Source organism: Gemmatimonadaceae bacterium, from assembly GCA_035633115.1.
In the GTDB taxonomy this organism is placed as follows: domain Bacteria; phylum Gemmatimonadota; class Gemmatimonadetes; order Gemmatimonadales; family Gemmatimonadaceae; genus UBA4720.
This window is the reverse complement of the sequence record DASQFN010000073.1, coordinates 50,079-74,766: the sequence shown is the minus strand read 5'-3', so window position 1 is coordinate 74,766 and position 24,688 is coordinate 50,079. Positions and strand designations below refer to the sequence as shown.

The following is a 24,688-nucleotide window of genomic DNA, read 5'->3' as shown; positions in this document are numbered from 1 at the left end:
ACACGAGCTCGCGATCGCTCATATTCGGCTGTCTGGGGAGCAAACGCCGGGCCCATTGGCATCTCAGCGACGGCGCCGGGATAGATCGCTGTAGAGGATCGTCACGAACTGATCCGGCTTGAGGAACCCCCCGCCCCATTTCGAGTCGTACGCCGCTGACGGCTTTGCTGCGACCACCTGTGCCAGAGTCCGACGACGTGCGATGAGCGCTGCCACGCGGTCCCGCACCCCTTTTACCGCGTTTCTATAGCTGACGAGATCAGCACGGGTTCCGAGCGGGCCGTGTCCCGGAATGAACTTCGTTCGCGCGGTTGTCCGCGACAGCACCTGGTCAACCGCGGCAATAATGCCATCGACCGATCCGCCACTCCCGAGATCAACCAGCGGGTAGAAACCGTTGAAAAAAATATCTCCCATGTGAACCACGTCGGCTTTCTCGAATGTCACCACCACGTCCCCGTCGGTATGGGCACTCCGGAAGTGAACGGCCCGCACGCTGTCGCCGTTCAGGTAGAGCGACATGCTCTCTGAGAACGTGACGATCGGAAGCGCGGCGGCGGGCGAGGGTGGAACTTTCATGTTGAACGCCGCGATGAACTGCTCCTTCGTCATGCGCTTGCGGGTGTTGTCGTGCGCGACGATAATCGCGCCCGCGCCTGCCATATTCTCATTGCCGCCGACGTGATCGCCGTGCCAATGCGTGTTCAGGAGAAAGCGGACAGGCTTGGGGCTCACCGTCGCTATCGCCGCCCTGATCTTCGCAGTCAGTGGTGCGTACTGATCGTCGATCATGAAGACGTCGTCATTCCCGACAGATATGGCAATGTTACCGCCAGCGCCGCCGCCATCGAGCATGTAGATGCCTGCGGCAACCGGTGTCACCTTTATTGTTACCTGGGAGGGATCGGGCTGCGCCGCGGCAGAGACGCTCGAGAGTGCAATCCCCGCCAGCAGCATCGCGACGCGCGACGCTCTACATTGAATCGCGGGCCGACGTGAAGTGAGGACGAGCTTGCAAACGCCGAGTCGAAGGTTCATCAGTCAGCTCGTGGTGAGAAGTGGGAGGCACTGATTGGTAACGACAGCCGCCGGAGCAGGTAAAACCTACGCGTTCGTATTCGTGCTCGCAGGAATTCTGCTGATTGGCTGGAATTATCGCGGACGCCACCGCGTCGCGGAGCTTCAGACGCGGCTCGCCTCGAATGAGTTCTCATCAGTGCTCATGGCGATGGTGCTCACGACGGTGGCATTCTCCGCTCTCGCGTTTCTGCCGCTGATGCAGCACAGCAGCAGCACCGTGACCTTTCAGGCGGAGCCGGGCTCGCGTGGGGCGGCGGGAGCGCCACCATTCATCTTTGAGCCACCGAATCTGAGCCCGCCGGGAGTCCCGAACGATGTCGGCGACCTTCTGCAGATGAGCTCCTTCTTCTTCGTATTCCTCCCGGTGGCGATTGTCGCACTACCGCTTCTTATGAAACGGAATCGGTATCGTGGCGTCGTCGAAGCGGCGATCGCTACGACATTCGCTGCGCTCGCGGTGATAACCGACATCAGCACAGGATTGTTCTTTTTGCCGACGACGGTGGCAATGCTGAGCGCCGCGGGCTTCGCGCAAGGGCGGTAAACAAAACCCATCCAGTATGCGCGCTTACTGGATGGGTTAGTACTGTGCTCCCGAGGGTCTAGAACGGCAGCTCAGTGTCCGGCACGAGCGGCGCGCCGTTGAGCGGCGGCCAATCCGCACTGGGCTCCTTCGACTTTTTCGCATCCCTCGACGCCGCCTCGGCCGGCTTCTGCTCACTCGGCTTGGAAGGCCAGACCACTCCATCGCACGAGCGATCGCGACACTTGAAATCCGGCGCGCGGGGGTTGCGCTTCGTGAGTCGATTGTCCCACATCCGTCCACCACACTTCGGACACTGTTCCTCATCGAGCGCCAGCGTGGGCCGCGCCTGGGTGCTCAACCCAGACTGCGTGGCAGCGCTCCCGTTTCCTTCAGCAACTCGCAGAGTCGTGCCTCCCAGCCTTCGCGCGTGGACCACCGCGGGATCCTCGAGCGGCTTCGCGCTCCTGCCGTCGCCGTCGAGCTCCACCCAGTTCACTCCGTAGGCGTAGAGCTGGTGAGCGATTCCAAACCGAACCGCAGCGCGCTTGAACGCGTCAGTCGCGGCCTGCTTGTAATCCCGCCCCATTCCAACATCCTCTCGCACGACGCCCAGGACTTGGAGCCGAGCCTTGAACGAGCAGGTTGCCTCGCTGGAGTCGTCAGCGACGAGAGAGGGAAGAGGTGTCAGTGTCAGGTCCCATTCGCCGGGCACGACCGAGTCGAGCCGCTCGCGAACCGTATTGGCTTCGACGTAAGCGACGAACCGCGCGAAGAATTTCCCGTCACGCGCGATTGGCTTGCCTTCCTGGCGCCAGAATATCGCCGCCCCCGAGAGCGGTGCGGCCAGTCTCGCCCACACGTCGGCGGGCGCCTTGTAGATGTCATTTGCAGCAATCATTCTCTCATCCGTCCGTTTGTAGTCGCAATTGTTATCTGATGAACTTTCTGACGTCCTTCACTGCCTCGCACTCCGAGCCGTGCTCGCAGTACCAGCCGTGCCGATCGAGAAAGACGAGGTGCATCACACGCCTGTCCTTCGACCTCTCCTCAACGCGGAAAACGCGGGTGACCGTCGTGCCCTTTCCGCAAATGAGACGAGGATCCTTTTCGCGAATCCTGACGTCCCTGGAAACCGCCGGAGTCGAGCGCTTTCCGGACCTCTTGACCCTCCTGAGCTTCGCCAACGTAAGTCCCTGCAATTAAGCCACTTGCTCGAACCAGATTCGGGGTATGTTCGGCACGATGCATAATATCGTCTTTGTGACCGTTGCGCAACCGCCCCTCTGGCACCTATGAAGAAGGTTCAAACAGATTCGACCGATTTTCCGGATTGCCTCCGAGCGGGCGCCAAAGATGAGAAACGCCTCTCACATGTCAGGCCATCGAATCAGGACAACTTCCTCATCGTAGATATTCACCGATCGGTCGAAATCCGTCATTCCAGCCTTTCTCCGGACGCGCTGGCAAACAGGTTTGGCTCGGCCGACGCGCACCTTTTCGTCGTTGCCGACGGCGTCGGCGGTGGGCCGGGCGGCGACCAGGCCAGCGAAGGAGCAATCGCCGCGCTTCTCAAGTACGTGTCGGAGACAGTCGGCTGCTTCAACCGCCTCGAGGCGTCGAAGGAGCACGACCTCTTCGAGCGCCTGGAAGAAACTGTGCGCAGTGTTGATCAGAATCTCCGCGAAGAGCACGCCGGGAAACGCGGACCGGCTCCGGCGACGACGCTTACGATGGTTCTCCTCATCTGGCCGCGGGCGTACCTGATTCACGTCGGCGACAGCCGCGCCTATGTTCGGCGACGGGGCCGACTGCAGCAGCTCACGCGCGATCAGACCATCGGCGAATACATGATTTCGATGGGGGCATGGACCGAGGAGCAGGTCGCACGCGCGAGGCCGGCGGCCGCGCTGTCGAGCGCGATAGGCGGAACGGAGCTCCACCCGGTGGTGGGACTGGTTGACCTCGAGCCTGGTGACAGCATGATGCTCTGCACCGACGGGCTCACGAAGCACGTCAGCAGCGAGCGGATCGAGACTCTGATGGAGCAGTCCGGGAACGCTGAGGCGGTTGCCCGCCAGCTCGTGGACGAGGCCCTCTCCGGCGGTGGATCGGACAATGTTGCTGTAATCGTCGTCAGAGCGCGTCCGTAGCCCCGGTTTCGGGCGCTCCCAGTGGCCTGCCTTGTGCAAAGTTTATCCGCAATCGACTAGAAAATCCGGTCGCAATTCGTCTCATATCGGGAGCGCATCATGGATCGCGGAATAGACTTTCTGAAAAGCCAGGTGAACAACGCCGTCGCGCAGCACAAGGTATTTCTCGAGGCGCTGGAGGATCACGAGAAGCAGGCGGACGACAGCCGCTTTCGCGATCTCTGCAGCCGCCATATACCGAACGTCCGCGAGCATCAGCGGATGCTGGAGGACTATCAGCAGACACTCGGCGCAGAAGCCGGCGCGGGGAAGAATCTCCTTGGAGCCGTAATCGGGAAAGCGCGCGATCTCGCGGATGCCGCGCGCGAAAGCGACTTCCTGCGTCTTGTTGGCGACATCGTGATGTCGCGTCAGGCAGAGGACACGTTCAAGACATTCCGCGACGGCGGCCGTGCGCTCGGCAACGCCGAGCTCTCGCGAATTGGTGAGATCGGCGAGCGCCACCACGACATCTACAATCGTGAAGCGAACACTCTTGTCCAGCAGATGTTCGTCGAGCACGTCCGCGGCATTGAGCCGGGCACTACGACGACCTTCGAGGCGACCGGCGCGCGTCCCGCGGTCTAGCTCATTCTCCAATTACGAGGAAGCGACCACGAAGACGATCGTGCTTCGTGGTCGCTTCCTTTTCAAATCGCGCTAACTTCACGAAATGACAGATGTCGTGGCTCTGGCGGCCGAGCTGCTCGCGCTTCCCTCGACTACCTCCAACGAGGGAGCGGTCGTGGACTTCGTCTCGAAGTGGCTCGTCGAGCGCGGGTGGAACGTGACCGTGCAGGAAGTCAGTCCGGGTCGCGGCAACATCTGGGCGTCCCACAAGGGCGGAGGAGTGACATTCTCCACGCATCTCGACACCGTGCCCCCCCACCTGCCGCCGCGAATGGAAGGGAAGCGCTTGTACGGGCGGGGCGCATGCGACGCAAAAGGAATCGCCGCGGCGATGATGGCCGCTGCCGATCATCTCACCAAGTCGGGTGAGAAGCGCGCCGATCTGCTTTTCGTCGTAGGTGAGGAGAAAGGCTCAGACGGCGCACGCGCCGCTAACAATCTTCCGACGAAAAGTCGATTTCTCATCAATGGGGAGCCAACCGAGAGCAAGCTCGCCAGCGGCGCGAAAGGATCCCTGCGCGTGACCGTCCGCATCAAGGGACGCGAGGCACACTCCGCCTATCCCCACCTCGGGGAATCGGCGATCGAGCCTCTGCTCGCCCTGCTCCCGACGATTCGAGACCTTCCGCTGCCATCCGATCCACTCCTTGGCGAGACAACGGTCAACATCGGCACGATCCACGGAGGGACAGAGGCAAACATCATCCCCGCACACGCCGAGGCCGAGCTGATGCTCCGGCTCGTTGGCGATGTAGCTCCGACGAAGGCGATGATAAAAAAATGGGCGAAGGGAAAAGCAGAGCTCGAGTTCGGCTCCTATATCCCCGCGCAGCACTTTCATACAGTTCCCGACTTCGAGACCGCCCCGGTTGCGTACACGTCGGACATTCCGCTGCTGACGCGGTGGGGAACACCGCTTCTTTTCGGCCCCGGCTCGATCCACGTCGCGCACACGCCGGATGAGTACATCGACATCGAGGAGCTCCGCGCGAGCGTCGACACGTACGAGAAGCTCGCCCGCACGCTGCTCGCATCATGACTGCGCGCCTTTCGCCCCCGAATGGGAGGAAATGGAAAGTGGCCGTGCTGGGAGCCACCGGCGCGGTAGGGCAGACGTTCATCCGGCTGCTTGCCGATCATCCGTGGTTCGAGCTTGTGGAAGTCGCCGCTTCAGAGCGCAGTGCGCGCAAGCGGTACACTGACGCAGCACGCTGGCTCGAGGGCGCGATGCCCGGCAACGTCGCGCAGATGGAGGTGCGGAATTGCGACCCGGCGGACCTGGAGGCGCAAATCGTTTTCTCGGCGCTCGACTCGAGCGTTGCGGGCGAAATCGAGCAGGCGTTTGCGCGCGCGGGGAAGATCGTTCTCAGCAACGCAAAGAATTTCCGCATGGAGCCCGACGTTCCGCTCGTGATACCGGAAGTGAATGCTGACCATCTCGGACTCATCGAGAAGCAGCGCCGTGACCGCGGCTGGGAAGGGGCCATCATCACGAACGCGAATTGTGCGGCTACGGTTGCCGCAGTCGCACTCGCACCGCTGCACGAGCGATTCGGAGTGGAGAAGCTCTTCATGATGACGATGCAGGCGGTCTCGGGAGCAGGATATCCGGGCGTAGCGTCCCTCGATATTCTCGGCAACGTCATTCCGTACATATCGGAAGAAGAGCCGAAGGTGGAGCGTGAGATGCTCAAGCTTCTCGGACGGTTCGAGAACGGCGGCGTGACAAACGCCGTGTTCGAGGTCAGCGCCCAGACAAATCGTGTTGCTGTCGAGCACGGTCACACCGTGTGCATCACGGCCTCGTTCAACGATCGCCCAACCCCCGAGCAGGCGTTGGAGACGCTGCGCGCATGGAAAGGCGCGGAGTCGACGTGGTCTCTCCCGAGCCGGCCCGATGAGCCGCTCGTTGTCACGGACAGCGCCGATCGTCCGCAGCCGCGGCGGGATGTTGACGCCGGGGCCGGCATGACCGTGACTGTTGGCAGAGTGCGCGGTGATCCGATACTCGACCTGCGAATGGTGGCGCTCGGGCACAACACAATTCGTGGCGCAGCGGGCGGCTCCGTGCTGAACGCGGAGCTTCTCGCGGCGACAGGCAAGCTTCCTCCAGCGTGATTGTCGTCAAGTTCGGCGGAACGTCCGTCGGTGACGCGGCGGCAATCCGGCGCGCCGCCGATATCGTCGAAGCACGCCTCGAGCGCCAGCCGGTCGTCGTGGTATCCGCGCTCGGCGGAGCGACAAACGCTCTGCTCGCGGTCGGAGAGCAGTCCGCGAAAGGCCATTTGATTGGCGCCCTGCGGGGAGTAGAGACACTTCGTGATCGGCATCTCAAGGAATGCGAGCAGCTGCTTGGCGGCTCACCGGTCGAGAACGATATCGCGGGCGACCTGAGCGCGATCTTCGATGAGCTCGCCTCGCTGGCCGAAGCGCTGTCGGTGCTCGGTCACGTCACGCCGCGGTCGCTCGACGCCATTGCTGCTTTCGGCGAGGAGGCATCGTCGCAGCTCGTGACCGCTTTTTTTCAGTTCCGGGGATTGCCGGCGGTCCATCTCGACGCGCGGGAAGTGATGATCACCGATGCTGCGTTCATGCAGGCGGAGCCTCAGACGACAGCAATCGCCGAGCGCGCGCGGGAGCAGATCATGCCGCTCGTAACGGATTCGAAGGTGCCGGTTCTCGGAGGGTTCATCGGCGCGACGGCCGAGGGTGTGACAACGACGCTTGGACGCGGCGGCTCCGACTACAGTGCGTCCCTCATCGGCGCCGCGCTGCAGGCCGACGCGATCGAGATCTGGACCGACGTCGACGGCATACTGACCGCTGACCCGCGTGTCGTGAGCGGTGCTCACCTCATAGAGGAAATCCGATTCGACGAGGCGTCCGAGCTCGCTTCGTTCGGAGCAAAAGTGCTGCATCCGAACACGATTGCACCGGCAGTAAAGCTCGGCATTCCCGTCTTCATCTACAATTCGCGGAAGCCGGAAGGAAAAGGAACGCGAATCACCTTCGACGCACCCCACAGGCCGGTCAGTGCAATTGCCGGCAAGGCCGATGTCGTTCTCATCAAGGTGACGGCTCCGCGAATGCTGTTCGCGCACGGATTTCTGCGCAGAGTGTTCGAGATCTTCGAGCGACACCAGACGTCGGTCGACGTGGTCGCCACATCCGAGGTGTCGGTTTCCGTCACGGTCGATGATCCGGCACGGCTGGATACGCTGCTCGTCGATCTGCGATCGCTTGGCGACGTGTCGATCGAGAGAAACCGCGGAATCATCGCCATCGTCGGCGCCGGTATCGGCGATGCCGGCGGAGCGATGGGACGGGCGCTCATTGCGCTTGGCGATACGAAAGTGCACATGATGTCATTGAGCGCAACAGGCATCAACCTCACTGTGATCGTGGAGGGCGACGAAGTGAATGCGGCCATCGAGCGTTTGCACCGGGAATTCTTCGGCGCCGCGGAGCTGCCATCGCATACAGTCGACAGGGAAGGGGTGCAGGCTTCATGAACGATCCTCAGATCGCGGTTATCGGCGACGGAAAAATGGGTCGCATCGTGGCTCAGATGGCGCAGGAGCGCGGGTGGACTGTCTGTGCGATGCTCGACTCTGGCCACAACAAAAGCGGAAAAGGAATCACGAAGCGCGCGCTCGGCGATCCGGACGTTGCAATCGAGTTCACGGAGCCCGGTGCCGCGGTGATGAACATCCTCGCATGCATCGCTGCCAGGGTTCCGGTCGTCGTGGGCACGACAGGCTGGTACGATTCTCTGCCCATGATCACCGACGAGGCCAATGCGGCCGGTGCCGCGGTCCTCTGGGCTCCCAATTTTGCCGTAGGCGTGAACCTGTTCGTTGAGCTCACGCGCCGCGCGGGTGAGATCATGGCTGCCGCGCCAGAGTTCGCCGCGGCGGTTGTCGAGACGCACCACTCGGCGAAGAAGGACGCGCCCTCGGGAACGGCGCTAGCAATCGTGAAAGCCATGGAGAAGGGCCTGAGGAAGGAAGTCCCAGTCACGAGCGTCCGTACGGGCTCAGTACCTGGGACGCACGAGGTGATCTTCGACAGTACCTATGAGCAGATGACTCTGCGGCACGAGGCGCGCGACAGAAGGGTCTTCGCCGATGGCGCGCTACGTGCGGCTCAATGGCTCATCGGAAAGCACGGTGGGGGAGTTTTCACGATGCGTGATGTGCTTGGATTCACCAAAGCCGGCGACGGGACGGCGCGACGTGTCAGCGGCTGAGCGGATGCCTGGATCTCGGCGCCACCTCACGGGCTGCGGTACCGCGCTCGTCACTCCTTTCACCGAGAGTGGCGGCGTCGACGAGAGCGCTCTTCGCGCATTCGTCGACTGGCAGATCGCGGAGGACGTTCATTTTCTTGTCCCCTGCGGGTCCACCGGCGAGGCAGCGACGATGTCGCTCGAGGAGCATCGGCGTGTTGTCGAGATAACTGTCGAGCAGGCCGATCGGCGCCTCCCGATTGTCGCCGGAGCGGGATCGAACGACACGAAGAAGGCGATCGAGTTGTCCAGGGAGATGCAGGCAGCCGGTGCAACGCATCTGCTTCACACATCTCCGATGTACAATAAGCCGCCGCAGCGCGGGATCGTCGCGCATTTCCGCGCAATCGCCGACGCGGCACAGATTCCCATCGTCGTTTACAACGTGCCGGGCCGAACCGGAAGCAATGTCGAAGCTGCCACAACTCTCGAGCTCGCTGAGCACGAAAACATCGTTGCGGTCAAGGAAGCGTCGGGAAATCTTGCGCAGATCGGCGAGATCATACGGAATCGGCCGGCCGGCTTCCGCGTCCTCTCCGGCGATGACGCGCTTACCCTGCCGGTGATGGCAGAAGGTGGTGACGGCGTTATCTCAGTCACTTCGAACGTCGTACCGCGACTGGTGTCGGAGCTCACGGAGTGTCTGGCGCTTGGAGACATCGTACAAGCGCGAAACCTCTCGCATCGTCTCGCGCCGTGGACGACCGCCGCGTTCGTCGAATCGAATCCGATTCCGTCGAAAGCCGCGTTGGCACTGATGGGCAGGATGAAGAACGTTCTGCGGCTTCCGCTCGTGCCGCTTGCCGACACCCACAGCAAGTTGTTGAGGTCGAGTCTCGAGGCAGTCGGCGCCCTCGCAAGAGAGTGAGTCCAACGCCCGCGGGCAATACGTCGTCAACGCTCGAGTCGCTCGAGCAGCGCATCGAGAGCGCCGCATCGGCGTCGACGGCTGACCACTCGCCCGACACCCGCCCCGCTGTCGAAGAGCTGCTCCAGCTTCTCGAAAGCGGTGAGGTGCGCTCCGCCGAGCGCGACGCCAATGGCAAGTGGTCCGCGGTTCCGTGGGTCAAGCGAGGCATACTTCTCGGATTCCGAATTGGGAAGCTGATCGACATGTCGCCGGACGAGGTGCCCGGCTCGCAAAGCGCGGCGTTCAGCTTTTTCGACAAGGATATTTTCCCACTGCGAGAGCTGACGCTCCGCGACAATGTTCGCGTAGTGCCCGGCGGATCATCCATTCGTCGAGGGACCTACGTCGCACCAGGTGTGGTCTGCATGCCGCCGATGTACATCAACGTCGGCGCCTATGTCGGCGCCGGAACCATGGTGGACTCGCATGCGCTCGTCGGCTCGTGCGCGCAGATTGGCGAGCGCGTGCATCTCAGCGCGGCGGCTCAGATCGGGGGAGTGCTCGAGCCGGTGAACGCCGTCCCGGTCGTGATCGAGGACGACGTCATCGTGGGTGGGAACTGCGGGATCTTCGAGGGAACCGTTGTGCGGTCCCGTGCTGTGATTGGCGCCGGAGTAGTGCTTACGCGCGGCACGCCGGTCTATGACCTCGTGCGGGAAGAGATCTATCGGGCTGAAGGTGAGAGATCGCTCGAAATTCCCTCCGGGGCGGTGGTCGTCCCTGGTGCACGTCGCATCAAAGGCGGCTGGGGAGAAGAGGAGCGGCTGTCTCTGCAGACACCAGTGATCGTGAAGTACCGGGACGAAAAGACTGATCATGCCACGGCGCTGGAGAGCTGGCTTCGATGAAGGCGCGCGGCACCGTGCGGGTGCCGGGTGACAAATCGATATCCCACCGTGCGCTCATTTGTGCTGCCATTGCCAGCGGCGGATCTCACATCACAAATCTGCTCCGTTCTGCCGACGTGGAATCCACAGCGAGTGTGCTTCGCGTGCTCGGTGTTTCAATTCCGGCTCTGGCCGACGAGGTCGTAATCGAGGGCGTGGGATTCGGCGGGCTTCGTGAGCCGGGCCTCGCGCTCCAATGCGGAAACAGCGGCACGACGGCGAGAATGCTCGCTGGAGTCGTCGCGGCGTCACCATTCGCGACGCGGCTCGAGGGTGATCCGAGTCTCAGTCGCCGCCCCATGAGGCGAGTGACCGAGCCGCTGACTGCAATGGGCGCTCGCATCGAATTCGAGCGCGACGACGGGCTGCCGATGACAGTCTACGGCGGTGACCTCTCGGGGATCGCGTGGAACACGCGAGCATCGAGCGCGCAGACCAAGAGTGCGATTCTGTTCGCCGGGTTGCTCGGCGGAGTCAGTGTGACGGTGCGTGAGGCGCGCCGCTCGCGCGATCATACGGAGAGGATGCTGGCGTCGGTCGGAGTTCCGCTGACTATCACCGAGGCAAGTGTCACACTTACTCCGGTGGCGGAGATCGAGCCGCTCCGCCTGACCGTCCCCGCTGATCCATCCTCGGCGGCATACCTCGTCGCGCTCGGCGCACTTGCCGACGAAGGCGAGGTTCGTATTCCGGGCGTCTGCGTGAATCCGACGCGAACCGGATTTCTGACGGTTCTCGCGCGCATGGGGGGCTCGGTTCGATTCATCGAGAAGCGCAAAGTCGCGGGAGAAGAAACCGGGACCGTCGTAGTCGCTCCGAGAAAGCTGCATGGAATTCGCGTTGGAGCAGACGAAGTGCCCGCGATGATCGACGAGCTACCGCTGCTCGCCTGCGTTGCGGCGGCGAGTGGAGTCGATCTCGACGTATCGGGCGCGGAAGAATTGCGCGTGAAGGAGAGCGACCGAATCTCTGCAGTGGTCTCCAACCTGCGCGCAATCGGAGCTCAGGCCGAAGAGCGTCGCGACGGGTTCAGGATCTCGGCGGGACGGCGTCCCCTGCGTGGGAGGGTGGCGACGCAGGGCGACCATCGCATTGCCATGGCCTTCGGGGTGATTGGATGGGTCGACGGAAACGACATCGAGGTGGATGACCGGGATTGCGTGGACATATCGTACCCTACGTTCTGGAGCGATGTCGCTGCACTCGTGCAATAGGGCGAACTGTCCGGGATATATTTGCCGGCGATGAGCACACCCCGGACGGCAATTGCGATCGATGGTCCGGCCGCGTCAGGCAAATCGTCCACCGCCAAGGCCGTAGCTCGCGAGCTGGGGTTCCGGCACGTGGATTCAGGCTCGCTCTACAGAGCGGCAACAGCCGCACGGTTACGACGGGACAGCGATGCTTCGACATGGTCGGAAGATTCTGTTCTCGACTCAGCGCGCTCCGTTTCACTCTCTCCGGTCGAGAATGGCTTCGTACCACATCTCAACGGGCGGCCAGCGGACGACGAGATGCGCGGCGATGCGGTGACGCATCGCGTGTCGACAGTCGCGAAAATGCCACGGGTTCGCGAATGGGTGAACGCGCAGGTGCGCGCAACTGCGAAAGATTACGACGTAGTAGTCGACGGTCGTGACATCGGGACCGTCGTCTTCCCGGCTGCAAAGCTCAAGATCTTCCTTGTAGCGGACGCGGAGGAGAGAGCGAGGCGCCGTGTACTCGAGCGGACGGGGCGCGAGCCAACCGAGGAGGAGCTTTTCGATGAGACGGCCAGGATTCTACTGCGCGACGAGCTCGATGCGTCGCAGAGCGTGAAGGCCGCGGACGCGGTGGTGATTGATACGACTCGCCTGACGCAGGCAGAGCAGATTGCAAAGATCGTAGAGCTGGCGCGCAGTTAATCCGCAGTCACTCGGCCAGGACAGTCTCTTCGGGTACGTCCGTGTAGCTCTCGAAATCGATCCGATACCCGTCGGGGTCACGAACGGTTGTGACCCACATTCCGTTGCCCACGAACGGCCGCGAGGCATCGATTCCCCGCGACTTGATCTCGCGGTAGATAGCGAGCGCATCATCGCAGACAAAGCAGATCGACACGCCCTGGCCCAGCTTTCCTTCGGGCCTCCCGGCGTGACGTCCGTCCTTCCAGAACTCCTGAAGCATGAGCGACGCATCACCCAGCTGAAGCCAGCACCACCGCAGAACGCCGTCGGGTTCCCATTTTATCTTCATCTCGAACCCGAGTCCGTCCAGGTAGAAGCGGAGCGATTCCTTCATGTCCTCGACGCCGAAAAATGGAACAGCCTGCTTCACATTCGATGCTGTGCTCGTTTCAGTTCCCATGGTGCGGCTCCTCCACACGTCGAGAGATGTCTCAATAAATTGCGGCATGAGGATCGAGCGACGCCAGCTGAGCTCTGATGTGCATTCATCCGCGATTGTGACGTACCTGACGCCGCGAAAGCACGCGCCGCTCTGGACTCATTGCGGATGATCCAACCTCGGGAGCTACGAAAGGACGAGCCACTTCTCTGGTCAACGGGCAGAGGCACCGACGTCTGGGAGATGTTCCGCGCCTCCGCCTCCGGCGATCTGGTCAGCGTCAAACGGCTGCTGCGCAAGGACCCGTCTCTCGTGCGTGGAGCGTACGCGTACCGGAGACCGATGTATTTTGCCGTCCGGGAGAATCAGCTCGAGGTCGCCGAATTCCTGCTCGAGAACGGCGCCGATCCAGTGAACGCGTGGGGCAGCGACACGCTGCCCGACGTCGCTCTCGACCGCGGTCATGCCGAGATGCTGACTCTGCTGGAGAAGGCGCTCGCCCGCGCGCATGGAGCACCCAGGGGAGAAGTTGTAGCCTCAGCGATCCGCGAGCGCGATCTGCCGAAAGTTCGGGCCCTCCTCGATGCGTCGCCTGACCTCCTTCACGCCGCCGATTTGCACGGCAATCAGCCGATCCACTGGGCAGCGATGACGCGTCAGCTCGATGTGATCGACGAGCTTCTGGCGCGCGGCGCTGACATCGACGCGAAGCGTTCCGACGGCGCTCGTCCAGTTCAACTCTTCAACGGCGACTACAGTTACCGCGGCTGGCGGGACGTGCCTGAAGCGACGACCACTACGCCGGGAGAAGCACTCCAACACCTGCTCTCGTGTGGCGCGTACTGCGACATATGCACGGCGGCGCATACGGAAAACGTCGATCGTGTGAGAGAGCTGATCGATGAGGATCCGTCGCGCGTGAATCGTCTCGACGACTACGTCTCAGGCTACCTGGGCTCGGGGTCGCCGCTTCGCAACGCAGCTGCCAGGGGTCACCTCGAGATCGTAAAGCTCCTGCTGGAAAGAGGGGCCGATCCGAATCTGCCGGAGGAGGGGATTGCCCCGCGCGGAGGTGCGCTCTATTCGGCGGTTTACGGACGACACTTCGAAGTTGCAACGCTTCTGCTCGCGAGCGGCGCGGATCCGAATGCCGAGCTCGAAAGCTCGGGCGACGTCCTGAGCATTGCATTGATGAACGGCGACCAGAGCATGATCGAGCTCCTCTGCTCCCATGGAGCTGCGCGCCGGCTGCATTTGCTCGCCTACTACGGAGATCTTCAGACAGCCGCTGCTGTCCTTGCGGTCAATCCCGAGCTCGCCGACGATGAAGAAGCGTTTCGAAACGCTGCTGACGAGGGGCACGACGCATTCGTTCGGCTCATGCTTCTCTACGAGCCAGACCTGGCGAAGCGTGTGACCGTGGCCGCGAAGACACGTGAATTGACTGAGTACCTGTTTGAGCAGGGTATGGATCCCAACAGGCCGAACTGGCTCGGTGTCACGGCGCTGCACCACCTCGCGAGATCCAGAGACGTTGAAATGGCGGAGCTCTTCATCGATCACGGCGCCGATCTTCATGCGCGCGACGAAGACATTTGCTCCACACCGCTAGGCGTTGGCGCAAAATACGGAAACGTCGCGATGGTCGAGCTGTTCCTGCGACGCGGTGCTAAGCCAAACCTGCCGGACGATCCGCCGTGGGCCACGCCGCTGGCGTGGGCGAAACGGCGAGGCCACGCTGATGTCGTTGCACTGCTGCAGCAACACGGCGCGAAATAACAACGGCAGCATCGAAAATCGCAGATCTGTGCCTTTCTACGTTGACTTTTCGGACTTTCCCTGAAATTCTTCTCCTAGAGCGAGCTGGGTCGCCTCCTGTCCGCGGCAAGGGGGACTACTCCCACCCAGTCGGGTTCACGGTATGATCGTCGAGCCTTCTTCCGGCCTGTAATTCAGCGGACTTCAGGCAGCCACGGGAGGAAGGTATGTCCAGGCAGCTCACGTCCAGGAGCACCCTCGAGAACCTGAAGAGGGAAGCGAAGCGCTGGCTCAAGGAGCTTCACGCAAACAACGCAGAAGCTCGCAGTCGTTTCGATCAAGCCTTTCCGAGCGCACCAACTGAACCGACTCTGCGCGACGTTCAGTACGCGCTCGCGCGCGAGCACGGATTCTCCGGCTGGGCCGATGTGAAGCGCAGCGTGACCGGCGATTCGGCCGCCGGAAAGACTCGTGCCGAACTCGTTCACTGGTTTCTGGAGAATGCGTGTCCCGATCATCACGTGCGCGGCGGTCCGGCACACGTCATGGCGCAGCACACCGCGATGCGCATTCTCGAGCGGCATCCTGAAGTCGCGCGCGAAAGGATCCACACAGTCGTGGTCTGTGGCGATCTGCCGGAAGTCGAGCGCCTGCTCGCGGAGCGAGGCGGAGCTGCGTCGGAGAAAAACGACCTCGCCGCGTCCGATCGGTCTGGCCCAGGCCGCGCGGGGGATTTGTTCAGAGAGATCGGTCCCAAAGGATGGGAGCCGCTCCTTTACCTTTGCTTTGCGCGGCTTCCTCTCCGAGCGACAAACGACGATGCGGTCGCAATCGCGCGCGCGCTTCTCGATGCCGGCGCAGATCCAAACGCGTACTTCATGGCCGGCGACAGCCGATACACGCCGCTCGTTGGAGTGATCGGGGAAGGCGAGGAAGACCGTCCACCTCATCTTCAGCGTGACGCACTCGTTCGGTTGCTGCTCGATCGCGGCGCCGAGCCGTACGACATGCAGGTCGCTTACAACACACATTTTCACGGCGACGTACTCTGGCTGCTTCAGCTGATCTACGAGCACTCGGTTCGGCTCGGTCGCAAGGCCGACTGGGCCGATCCACAGTGGTCGATGCTCGACATGGGCGCTTACGGTTCGGGGGCTCGCTTTTTCCTGGACGTCGCGATGAAGAACAACGATCGCGAGCTTGCTGAATGGGTCCTCGCGCACGGCGCGAGCCCGAATGCGCGGCCGCCGCAGGACCCGAGAATGTCGAAGCGAAGCCTTCACGACGAGGCCGTGAGAAATGGGTTCACGGAGATGGCAAACCTGCTGGTCCGCTATGGAGCGGCGCCGAGTACGGTCGCTCTCGAAGGAATCGAAGCGTTCACAGCCGCGTGTTTTCGGCGCGATCGCGACGAAGCACAATCGATGCTGTTCACGCATCCGGATTATCTTCGTTCGGCTGCGCCTATCTTCGCCGCCACAAAACGGGATCGTGTGGAGGTCGTCGAGCTCCTCCTCGATCTTGGAATGTCGCCGGACGTCGAGGACGAGACAAAACAGCGGCCGTTGCACATCGCGGCATACAACGATTCCTTGCGCGCAGGCGGCCTCCTCATCGGGCGCGGCGCGGAAGTCGACCCGATCGAGTCGGCCTGGGGCAACACTCCGCTGGGTGCGGCGGTGTACTCGCAAAGCCTGCGCATGATCGAGCTGCTCGGACGAGTGAGCCGGGACGTCTGGAATCTCACGTTCACTGGTAACGTCGAGCGCTTGCGTGACGTGATGGCGAGCGAGCCTCAGCTTGGGCGTGTGGTTGGCAGCGGCCAGAGCACGCCCCTCATGTGGCTGCCCGACGACGAGCCGCCGGCGCTCGAAATCATCGATCTGTTTCTTGCCAACGGCGCCGACCCGTCGATCAGAAACAAGGACGGACACAGCGCTGCCGATCGAGCCGACAAGCGTGGACTGTTCCGCGCGGCCGAATTGCTGCGCGAGAGAGAATCCGCTTAACTTGCCCCGCTGCCGAAACGGCTGCCGAAACCGCTGCCAACGCCTGCCTCCGCTGACCGGATGACAATGGATACAGACGCAACCGCAACACGCGAGCAAGCGCTACCGGCGGTCTCACCACCGGCGCCGAGTCCTGCGAGATCGACGCGCGGCATGCAGGACATGACGACGGGTCCCATCACCCGTCATCTGCTCAAGACCATGAGCTTCATGCTCGTGACGATGATTTTTCAAACTCTGTACTTTCTGATCGATCTGTACTGGGTTGGGCGGCTCGGAACTGAGGCCGTCGCTGCCGTCGGCATTGCCGGCAATCTGACCTTCATCGTTCTCGCCCTGACCCAGATGCTCGGCGTGGGCACCACGGCGGTCATCTCACACGCGGTGGGCAGAAAGGACCACGATCAGGCGCTCATCCTGTTCAACCAGTCGCAGGTCCTGGCCATGGTGACGGGGGTCGTGTTTCTCATCGTGGGTCTCATCGGGCGCATGCCTTACTCGATAGCCATGAGCGCCGACGCCACGACGGCGTCACTGGCCGGCGATTATCTACTCTGGTTCATTCCGGCGATGGCCCTGCAGTTCGCTCTGGTAGCGATGAGCTCGGCCCTTCGCGCCGCGGGCAACTTCAAGCCGGGCATGGTGGTCTCGTCGGCGACGGTTGTGATCAACATGATCCTCGCTCCCTTCCTGATCTTCGGATGGGGAACCGGCTACGCGCTCGGCGTTGCCGGCGCGGCGATAGCGTCGCTGATCGCGATTGCCATCGGTGTCGTCTGGCTGGCGATGTACTTCCTTCCCAAGGACGCGTTTCTGCAATTCGTCGTCGCCGACTGGAAGCCGCGATTCGATCTCTGGAGGAAGATGCTCGGTATCGGGCTTCCTGCCGGCTTCGAGTTCGGTCTCATGGCGGTGTATCTGTTCATCGTTTACTCCCTCACGCGGCAGTTTGGCGCCGCGGCGCAAGCGGCTTTCGGAATAGGAATGCGCATCGTGCAGGCCGGATTCATGCCGGTGGTCGCGCTGGGATTCTCCGTTGCGCCGGTAGCGGGACAAAACTTCGGCGCCCGAGAGGCCGAGCGTGTAAAGGCAACGTTCCGCGACGGGGCGCTGATGGCCGGAGTGTGGATGCTGTTCTGGGCGATTGTCTGTAACGTCGTTGCTGCTTCACTCGTTGGGTTATTCTCGAAGGACCCATCCGTGATCGCGGTGGGCGAAGAATATCTTCGCATCGTATCGTTGACGTTCGTGCCGTCGGGCCTCCTCTTCGTCGCCTCGAGCATGTTCCAGGCGATGGGCAACACGGTGCCATCACTGGTCTCATCTGCCGTGCGAATCGTTCTCGTTGCGATTCCTGCAGTAATTCTGTCGCGGCAACCCGGATTCGAGCTCAACTGGATCTGGTATCTCTCGGTCGGCGCAGTGCTTGTGCAGCTGACGGTCAGCATGTTGCTGCTCCGGCGTGAATTCGGACGAAGGCTGCGGTTCGAAGGCGCACTCGCTTGAAGCTGACGGACATCGCGAGACAGCGACTGGCAAATCAGCATCTGACCGGACCTCGCCTTGCGACGCCCAGCGCGGTGGTGGCGACGCTTGGCGCTGTTCAGGCGCAGGATTATCCGGGTGCGAAATGGGCGCTCGCTCAACGCACCCTTGGCGCTGTCGACGAGACCGTCGAGAAGGAAATGACGCGAGGATCGATTCTGCGCACGCACGTTCTTCGTCCGACGTGGCATTTTGTCGTTCCGAAGGACATTCGCTGGATGCTCACGCTGACAGCGCCACGCGTCAGCGCAGCGATGGCGTCGTACATCGCAAGCTGGAGCTCGATTCCACCGTGTTTCGCCGCAGCAATCGCGCGATCGCCAGAGCTCTGGAGGGAGGCAGACAGTTTACGCGCACGGAGCTCTCGCAGGTTTTGCGCAAGGCGGGAATCGACGTAACCGGGACCCAGCGTCTGGCGCATCTGATGATGCAGGCTGAGCTGGATGCGGTCATTTGCAGCGGTGCCCGGCGCGGCAAGCAGTTCACCTACGCGCTTCTCGATGAGCGTGCCCCGGCGACGCCGGTGATTGATCGCGACGAAGCACTCCTCAGGCTTGCAAAGATCTATTTTACGACGCGCGGTCCGGCGACGTCGAAAGACTTCTCGTGGTGGTCAGGGCTTGCAGCAGCCGATGTGAAGCGAGCTATTCAGCTGGCCGGCGAGAATCTCGAGCGGCATGCCGAAGGCAATCAGACTTACTGGTTCGGCGAGTCGGTATCTGAAAAGGTGAAGCGGGCTCCGATCGCGCATCTGTTGCCGAACTACGACGAGTATTTCATCGGCTTCAAGGATCGCAGCGCAATCGGAGAGCGACTGAGAAAGTCGCGTGTGAAGCCGCCGAGCCAATCGTTCATCGCAAATCTTATCATGATCGATGGGCAACTGGTTGGCGGGTGGACACGCAGCGTCACGAAGGACCGCGTCTCCGTTGCATTGAATCTCGTTATGCAAGTCACGCGTGCTGAGCGGAAGGAAGTAATCGCCGCAGCCACGCGCTACGGCGAGTTCCTGGGAGTTCCGGTCGACATCCGCGGCTAGCTGTTCGGTCTGTCGGGACTGTTCCCGAGATCCTTGTACCAGAGAAATTGAATCTCGTCTTTCGGCCAGCGCGGTTCCTGGCGAATCTCGATCTGCATCTATTGGACTTACGCGTCCACCGTCGCGATACACTCGATCTCTACGCGGCCGCCGAGTGCGAGCGCTGAGGCGCCAAAAGCGCTGCGCGCCGGGAGATGATTGGGGAAATGCTTGACGTATACAGCGTTCATTGCCGGCCATTCGGCCATGTCGGCCAGCATCACCGTGCATTTCACTGCGCGGTCGAGCGACGAGCCGTGTCGCTCCAGAATCGCTTTCATATTGGCGAACGTCTGTCGCGTTTCCGCTTCGATTCCACCTGGAACTATCTCAGTCCTGTCGTTTGTGCCCATCTGTCCCGAGAGGAACAGCAGGTTCCCGACGCGGACCGCCGCCGAGAAGGGGAGCGATGTTTTTGCAGGAAAGGGGTAGTACTCGACTTCGGATGCAGCAGCTGACATTGACGAAACTCCGGTGTGGGATCACGGGAATTTGTCATGGTACGTCGCCTCGCAGAATTACCCTCAGCTTTTCTGTGTCGATATTGCCGCCGCTGACGATGCAAACAATGCGCTTGGCTTCGAGCATTCCGGACAGCGTGGCGGCGACGGGCGCCGCGCCAGCACCTTCGGCGATCACGCGACAACGCTCGGCCAGCAGCTTCACCGCTGCGGCGACCTGTGCGACCGTCACGACAATCGTTCCGGCCAGGAGCGATTTCACCAGTGGCCACATCTCCTCCGACACGGCGCCGCTCCCCATGCCGTCTATGAACGTTCGCGTGTAGTTCACGGGCGTCGGCCTGCCTGCCGCGAACGAGGCTGTGAGAGGAGCTGCCGTCTCGACTTCAACGGCGTAGACCTTCGTGTGAGGACTAACGACGCGTGAGACCGACGCAATTCCGCACGACAGCCCGCCCCCGCCGTAAGGAGCGACGATCGCGTCGACATGATCGAGATCGTCGAAAATCTCGAGCGCGATCGTACCATTGCCCGCCATCACCCCTTCGTCGGCGAATGGATGAATGAAAAGCCCATCCATCCCGGGCGATCCGTGATTGACGAGCGTCTCCCACCATTGTTCGAACGGAACCTTGATGACCTCGCCGCCCAGCCGCTCGATTGCGTCGGTTTTCGTCCTGGGCGCGTGGTCAGGCACGATTACCCGGCAGCGGACACCTCGCTCACGCGCGCACCACGCAACACCCTGTGCCATGTTGCCTGCGCTCGCTGTGTACACGCCGTTCGCGAGTGCTGAATCGTCGGCAAGTGCCATTGCATTTGCAGCACCGCGGATCTTGAACGAACCGATCGGCTGAAGGTTCTCGAGCTTGAGAAATACCTCACGGTTGTCTGCATCGATGGGCAGGCGTATCAGTGGCGTCCGCAGCGCCACGCCGGCCACGCGATCGCGCGCCGCCCTGACGTCTTCCAGAGAGACGCCCGTGAAGCTGCGATGTTCTGGAATCCTCGTGCCTCTCACGTGATTTTCTCCGTTGACCTACTGCGGTCCAAGGCGGCGGGAGCAGGGCTTAACTGCGTGCAAATGTTGTATTTGCCCTCTCGAACGTCTATACTTCAAGGCTGTACAAGAACGTCAATCCCTCAACCCTTTTCCCAGTAGAATGCCAGATCTGGACACCGAAACCACAACCCCTACCGGCACGGCGCTGACCGCGCGAGAAAAGCGCGATCTGCAGAGAGCTCAGCTCCGCCCGCTTGCCAACCTCAGACCCGAGCTCTACGACGAAGACGACTACTCGCCCGACGAGCTCGAATCAATGATGGCGATGTACAACGGGACGATGGCCTCGATCGAAGAAGGCGAGATCGTCAAATCCCGTGTGCTGGATATCCGCGACAACCTCGTGGTCCTCGACATCGGATTCAAGTCAGAGGGCACGATCCCGCTCGAAGAGTTCAAGGACCTCCCCGACCTGAAGCCAGGCGACGAAGTCGAAGTTCTCCTCGAGCACCTGGAGGACATGGAAGGCTCCGTCGTCCTCTCCAAGAAGAAAGCCGATTTCATGCGCGTTTGGGAGCGCATCCGCGTCGCGTACGAAAACGATCAGCCTGTCGCGGGAACGCTCGTCAAGAAAATCAAGGGTGGAGTCGTCGTCGATCTCATGGGAGTGGACGCATTCCTTCCCGGATCGCAGATCGCACTCCGCCGCGTCCCCAATGTCGACGAGCTTCTCGGGCAGTCGTTCGAGTTCAAGATCATCAAGCTCAACAAGCGCCGGCGGAACATCGTCGTCTCGCGCCGGGTGATCCTGGAGCAGGAGAGAGCGGGGAAGCGCGACAAGCTCATGAAGGACCTGCAGAAGGATCAGGTCCGGAAAGGCGTCGTCAAGAACATCACCGACTTCGGCGCATTCATCGATCTTGGCGGTGTTGACGGACTGCTCCACATCACCGACATGTCGTACGGGCGCATTCAACATCCTTCCGAGATGGTTCATATCGGTCAGGAGCTCGAGGTCAAGGTTCTCGATATCGACTGGGAACGCGAGCGAATCTCACTCGGCTTGAAGCAGCTGCAGAGCTATCCGTGGAAGGACGTCGCGGAGAAGTATCCTGTCGGCACGCGCGTGTCGGGCAAAGTTGTGTCGATCACGAACTACGGCGCGTTCATCGAGCTCGAGCCGGGCATCGAAGGTCTGGTGCACATCAGCGAGATGAGCTGGACTCGCAACGTTCGTCATCCGTCGAAGCTTGTCTCGATTGGTGAGACCATCGAGGCAGTCGTGCTCAAGGTCGATCCCAGCGAAGAGAAGATCTCGCTGGGGATGAAGCAGACCGAGCAGGATCCATGGATGATGCTGCCGCAGAAGTATCCAATCGGCACGCGGCTCAGCGGAAAGGTTCGGAACCTCACGAGCTTCGGTGCATTCGTCGAGATCGAGCCGGGAATCGACGGTCTGATTCACATCTCGGACATGTCGTGGACCAAGCGCGTGCAGCATCCGTCGGAGGTGGTGAAGAAGGGCGACAGTGTGGACGTCGTGATTCTGAATATCGACGGCGACAACAAGCGCATCTCGCTTGGCCTCAAGCAGGCGCAGGAAGATCCGTGGCTCAAGATCGGTGAGACATATCCGGTCGGAACCGAGCTCGACGGAACGGTCGTGCGTCTCATGGACAAAGGTGTTGTCGTCGACATCGGCAACGACATCGAAGGTTTTGTTCCGGTGAGCCAGCTCAACTTCGGTGAGCCGGTGAGCAGTCCCGCGGACATCGTGTGGGAAGGGATGAAGCTGGGTGTTCGTGTCCTCGAGGTCGATCCCATTCAGCGCCGCATCGTGCTCGCTGTGACGAACATTCCCGAGGGTCAGGAGCGTCCGGAGACTCCGTCGAAGGTCATACCAATGGAGACCGACGACTACAATCTCTCCGATCCGATTCCTGTGCCGGTTCCAGCGACGTTCGAGGAAGTCGAAGGCTGAACGACGATTAGGCGGATCTAGCGGATCGACAGCCAACAAAACGTGAAAACGGCTCACCTATATCGGGTGAGCCGTTCTGTTTTGCGGCGTATCGGAGGCTCCCGTGATCAAAGGGAAATTCTCGCAGCGGTTGGCAGTTACAGTCTCTTAGTGGATGAAGGTTCCCATCGCGATCTCTAAGCTACCGAAGACAAGAATGAGAAATGCCGCAATGCCAACGGCGATTGCGACTGTTCGGAGAATCACGAGTGACGCTGCAATTGCGCTATTGCTGACCCGACCCGGAGGCTCGAGCACGCGGTCGGCCAGAGCCCAGGCGCCGAAAGCTGCAAAGCATAAAGCGGCACTTACCAACACTATCCAGCCTGGCGGTCTCCACGCAGCCGCTAACGCGACCGTAAGTAGCCCTCCCGTGGCATCGAGAGTGAGTCGCCGGATCGAAGCGCGCCGAGAGTGCTGAACCAGCGCATCTCCAAGGCTGTTGTCCTGCGGCATCGCGGCGACCATCAGTAGACCTCCAGGACAATGTTCACCGACAGGATCCTCTTTCCTACTCTCGTGGAGGTGCTGTCTGAGCCGCCGCACGCAAATCACTCATCGGAACGACTCGCCCATGAATCGGGACAATCGTGTCCACTGCCAGCCCCAGCGTCTCGATGTTTTGAACGAGGTTCGATGCATGCGGGAAGACAGGCGGCGGCGCTCCTGCCGCAGGCGGCGTTGCCGGCGGGCTGTACACATCCGCCTCGATCAACATCCTCTCCTTGGGCAGGTACACGACGAGCATCGATTTGGAGTGCAGGTTTCGGGTGAGGTGATGCAGCTCCACCGTGCGGGTGCCATCGGTGATCACTCGCTTTGCCCCGACTCCCTCGATGCGCGGCGCACGCTGGTTCCTCGACAGCGCGTCCTGAACGATCGTATGTCGCCGAAGAGCCAGTGAATCGAACAACGGCTTGTTCAGCTCGTGCGTGATTACAGTCAGCCCCTCCGAGATTGCCGCGCGCAGCCCGCCTGCATGATCGAAATGATGATGAGTGTTGATCACCGCGCGAACAGGCTTGCCCGGTGCGAGCGTCCGGGCTCGCTGAATCACCGCGAGAGTGCGCGCCTCGTTCTGTGGTGCCTCGACGAGCAGCAGATGGTCCGCCATCTCGATCGCCACGCTGTGATGCGACTGGCCCGCCAGCAGCCACACACCGGGCGCAGGCTCGGTGACCACAATAGTCGGTGCGACCGGCGCCGGAGCCGGCGCCGCGCGCAATTCCGCCGGTGCCGCAAGGTCCGGGATGTCGGTGGGATTCACCTGTATGCTGGCAAGGCGGATGTCGGTGAGAGTCCATCGTTCGTCCAGCCGCTGAACGAGCCGCGCTGGAAGCTTGAGTCCGTCGAAGTCCTGCCAGTCATGGAGGTCGGTTTCGAGAAGCACATCACCCAGCATTGGGTGATAGACGATTTGCTGAATGCGGACGGGCAGATTCGTTGTTGGATCGATGAGCATTCCGAACCGCTTGCCCAACGCGTTCATTCGCACATACCGGAACCCCTGCTGCCGCCCTGCATCAATGACCACCGAGTTCGGCGAAAAAGCGGTCTGCAGGAAGCCGATCGGGTGGTGCACCAGCTCATTCCGCGGGTCACTCAGCAGGCGACCTGTAGCAATCCGTGAGCTTCCATCGGCAAGCACGTCGAATCCAAGCTGTTTGTCACCGGCACTGGTCAGGCGCTGCGACGCGGTATTGCCGGTAACGAACCGTGGAGTGCGAGCGATCTCGAGTCTCCATCGGCCGTTCGCGAAATCCGAGATCCGCCGGAACTCGGTCACCTCGAACATGGGGAGCGAGTCGAATGGAGCGGGGTTCTGGCCAAGATTGTAGGTCGAGCCCCGACCGACCATCGAGAGAGACTTGACCGCCAAAACGCGGGCCCTGCCTCCCATCGCAGTCGCGACGGCGTCGAGGGCGGTGCGCCGGCGCTGGCCTGAGGCAGTGCTTGTAGCCACGAGAGAAAGCACAGCG

The 24,688-nt window shown here is 61.7% G+C and carries 25 protein-coding genes; 17 read left to right on the top strand and 8 right to left on the bottom strand.

Annotated features, from left to right (window positions below):
* Positions 1 to 63: 63 nt before the first annotated feature.
* Positions 64 to 1,038: an MBL fold metallo-hydrolase gene (locus tag VES88_09320; GenBank protein HYN81688.1), complete on the bottom strand. Its 975-nt coding sequence runs from the start codon at positions 1,036 to 1,038 to the stop codon at positions 64 to 66.
* Positions 1,039 to 1,072: 34 nt separating this feature from the next.
* On the opposite strand from VES88_09320, the gene VES88_09315 reads away from it, so the two are divergent.
* On the top strand, positions 1,073 to 1,624 hold the full coding sequence (locus VES88_09315) for a hypothetical protein (protein HYN81687.1): 552 nt from the start codon (positions 1,073 to 1,075) through the stop codon (positions 1,622 to 1,624).
* A gap of 58 nt (positions 1,625 to 1,682) precedes the next feature.
* Here the strand turns inward: VES88_09315 and VES88_09310 are convergent, their stop codons facing one another.
* Together VES88_09310 and VES88_09305 are read right to left on the bottom strand one after the other, a co-directional pair.
* Positions 1,683 to 2,504 carry a Rad52/Rad22 family DNA repair protein gene (locus tag VES88_09310; GenBank protein ID HYN81686.1) on the bottom strand — a complete coding sequence of 274 codons (822 nt, stop codon included), beginning with the start codon at positions 2,502 to 2,504 and terminating at the stop codon, positions 1,683 to 1,685.
* 31 nt (positions 2,505 to 2,535) lie between these two features.
* Positions 2,536 to 2,790: a hypothetical protein gene (locus VES88_09305; GenBank protein ID HYN81685.1), complete on the bottom strand. Its 255-nt coding sequence runs from the start codon at positions 2,788 to 2,790 to the stop codon at positions 2,536 to 2,538.
* Between the two features lie 108 nt (positions 2,791 to 2,898).
* Here VES88_09305 and VES88_09300 point away from each other — a divergent pair, with 108 nt between their 5' ends.
* From VES88_09300 to cmk, 10 genes are all read left to right on the top strand, one after another.
* The gene (locus tag VES88_09300; GenBank protein HYN81684.1) at positions 2,899 to 3,756 is read left to right on the top strand and encodes a PP2C family serine/threonine-protein phosphatase; all 858 of its coding nucleotides are present in this window, start codon (positions 2,899 to 2,901) and stop codon (positions 3,754 to 3,756) included.
* 99 nt (positions 3,757 to 3,855) lie between these two features.
* Positions 3,856 to 4,383 (top strand): hypothetical protein, encoded by a 528-nt coding sequence (locus VES88_09295; GenBank protein ID HYN81683.1) that lies wholly within the window; start codon positions 3,856 to 3,858, stop codon positions 4,381 to 4,383.
* A gap of 85 nt (positions 4,384 to 4,468) precedes the next feature.
* Entirely contained in the window at positions 4,469 to 5,464 is a 996-nt protein-coding gene (locus VES88_09290) for a M20/M25/M40 family metallo-hydrolase (protein ID HYN81682.1), read from the top strand.
* The gene (gene asd / locus VES88_09285) at positions 5,461 to 6,543 is read left to right on the top strand and encodes an aspartate-semialdehyde dehydrogenase (GenBank protein HYN81681.1); all 1,083 of its coding nucleotides are present in this window, start codon (positions 5,461 to 5,463) and stop codon (positions 6,541 to 6,543) included. The genes VES88_09290 and asd overlap by 4 nt, the downstream gene beginning before the upstream one ends.
* On the top strand, positions 6,540 to 7,937 hold the full coding sequence (lysC, locus tag VES88_09280) for a lysine-sensitive aspartokinase 3 (GenBank protein ID HYN81680.1): 1,398 nt from the start codon (positions 6,540 to 6,542) through the stop codon (positions 7,935 to 7,937). Before asd ends, lysC begins: the two co-directional genes overlap by 4 nt.
* On the top strand, positions 7,934 to 8,674 hold the full coding sequence (locus VES88_09275) for a dihydrodipicolinate reductase C-terminal domain-containing protein (GenBank protein ID HYN81679.1): 741 nt from the start codon (positions 7,934 to 7,936) through the stop codon (positions 8,672 to 8,674). Before lysC ends, VES88_09275 begins: the two co-directional genes overlap by 4 nt.
* Positions 8,675 to 8,678: 4 nt before the next feature.
* Positions 8,679 to 9,581 carry a 4-hydroxy-tetrahydrodipicolinate synthase gene (gene dapA, locus VES88_09270; GenBank protein HYN81678.1) on the top strand — a complete coding sequence of 301 codons (903 nt, stop codon included), beginning with the start codon at positions 8,679 to 8,681 and terminating at the stop codon, positions 9,579 to 9,581.
* Positions 9,578 to 10,471 carry a 2,3,4,5-tetrahydropyridine-2,6-dicarboxylate N-succinyltransferase gene (locus tag VES88_09265; protein ID HYN81677.1) on the top strand — a complete coding sequence of 298 codons (894 nt, stop codon included), beginning with the start codon at positions 9,578 to 9,580 and terminating at the stop codon, positions 10,469 to 10,471. Before dapA ends, VES88_09265 begins: the two co-directional genes overlap by 4 nt.
* Complete coding sequence (gene aroA / locus VES88_09260) at positions 10,468 to 11,724, top strand: 3-phosphoshikimate 1-carboxyvinyltransferase (protein HYN81676.1); 1,257 nt, start codon at positions 10,468 to 10,470, stop codon at positions 11,722 to 11,724. The genes VES88_09265 and aroA overlap by 4 nt, the downstream gene beginning before the upstream one ends.
* A gap of 30 nt (positions 11,725 to 11,754) precedes the next feature.
* Positions 11,755 to 12,414: a (d)CMP kinase gene (gene cmk, locus VES88_09255; protein HYN81675.1), complete on the top strand. Its 660-nt coding sequence runs from the start codon at positions 11,755 to 11,757 to the stop codon at positions 12,412 to 12,414.
* Between the two features lie 7 nt (positions 12,415 to 12,421).
* Here cmk and VES88_09250 read toward each other — a convergent pair whose 3' ends face one another.
* Entirely contained in the window at positions 12,422 to 12,856 is a 435-nt protein-coding gene (locus VES88_09250) for a VOC family protein (protein ID HYN81674.1), read from the bottom strand.
* A 147-nt stretch (positions 12,857 to 13,003) separates the two neighbouring features.
* On the opposite strand from VES88_09250, the gene VES88_09245 reads away from it, so the two are divergent.
* The 5 genes from VES88_09245 to VES88_09225 all read left to right on the top strand — a co-directional run bounded on the left by VES88_09245 (position 13,004) and on the right by VES88_09225 (position 19,186).
* Positions 13,004 to 14,614, top strand: coding sequence for an ankyrin repeat domain-containing protein (locus tag VES88_09245; GenBank protein HYN81673.1), 1,611 nt, complete (start codon positions 13,004 to 13,006; stop codon positions 14,612 to 14,614).
* Between the two features lie 206 nt (positions 14,615 to 14,820).
* Positions 14,821 to 16,602: an ankyrin repeat domain-containing protein gene (locus VES88_09240; protein ID HYN81672.1), complete on the top strand. Its 1,782-nt coding sequence runs from the start codon at positions 14,821 to 14,823 to the stop codon at positions 16,600 to 16,602.
* Between the two features lie 60 nt (positions 16,603 to 16,662).
* Positions 16,663 to 18,108 (top strand): MATE family efflux transporter, encoded by a 1,446-nt coding sequence (locus tag VES88_09235; GenBank protein HYN81671.1) that lies wholly within the window; start codon positions 16,663 to 16,665, stop codon positions 18,106 to 18,108.
* Positions 18,105 to 18,545 carry a crosslink repair DNA glycosylase YcaQ family protein gene (locus VES88_09230; protein HYN81670.1) on the top strand — a complete coding sequence of 147 codons (441 nt, stop codon included), beginning with the start codon at positions 18,105 to 18,107 and terminating at the stop codon, positions 18,543 to 18,545. Before VES88_09235 ends, VES88_09230 begins: the two co-directional genes overlap by 4 nt.
* Entirely contained in the window at positions 18,440 to 19,186 is a 747-nt protein-coding gene (locus VES88_09225; protein ID HYN81669.1) for a winged helix DNA-binding domain-containing protein, read from the top strand. Before VES88_09230 ends, VES88_09225 begins: the two co-directional genes overlap by 106 nt.
* A 107-nt stretch (positions 19,187 to 19,293) precedes the next feature.
* Here VES88_09225 and VES88_09220 read toward each other — a convergent pair whose 3' ends face one another.
* Both VES88_09220 and VES88_09215 read right to left on the bottom strand, forming a co-directional pair.
* Complete coding sequence (locus tag VES88_09220; GenBank protein HYN81668.1) at positions 19,294 to 19,686, bottom strand: RidA family protein; 393 nt, start codon at positions 19,684 to 19,686, stop codon at positions 19,294 to 19,296.
* Positions 19,687 to 19,720: 34 nt separating this feature from the next.
* Positions 19,721 to 20,707, bottom strand: coding sequence for a threonine/serine dehydratase (locus VES88_09215; GenBank protein HYN81667.1), 987 nt, complete (start codon positions 20,705 to 20,707; stop codon positions 19,721 to 19,723).
* Positions 20,708 to 20,849: 142 nt separating this feature from the next.
* Between VES88_09215 and VES88_09210 the strand changes: the two genes are divergently transcribed.
* Positions 20,850 to 22,670 carry a 30S ribosomal protein S1 gene (locus tag VES88_09210; GenBank protein HYN81666.1) on the top strand — a complete coding sequence of 607 codons (1,821 nt, stop codon included), beginning with the start codon at positions 20,850 to 20,852 and terminating at the stop codon, positions 22,668 to 22,670.
* A gap of 147 nt (positions 22,671 to 22,817) precedes the next feature.
* Here VES88_09210 and VES88_09205 read toward each other — a convergent pair whose 3' ends face one another.
* Together VES88_09205 and VES88_09200 are read right to left on the bottom strand one after the other, a co-directional pair.
* Positions 22,818 to 23,177 carry a hypothetical protein gene (locus tag VES88_09205; GenBank protein ID HYN81665.1) on the bottom strand — a complete coding sequence of 120 codons (360 nt, stop codon included), beginning with the start codon at positions 23,175 to 23,177 and terminating at the stop codon, positions 22,818 to 22,820.
* Between the two features lie 43 nt (positions 23,178 to 23,220).
* Positions 23,221 to 24,672: an MBL fold metallo-hydrolase gene (locus VES88_09200; protein ID HYN81664.1), complete on the bottom strand. Its 1,452-nt coding sequence runs from the start codon at positions 24,670 to 24,672 to the stop codon at positions 23,221 to 23,223.
* Positions 24,673 to 24,688 lie beyond the last annotated feature (16 nt).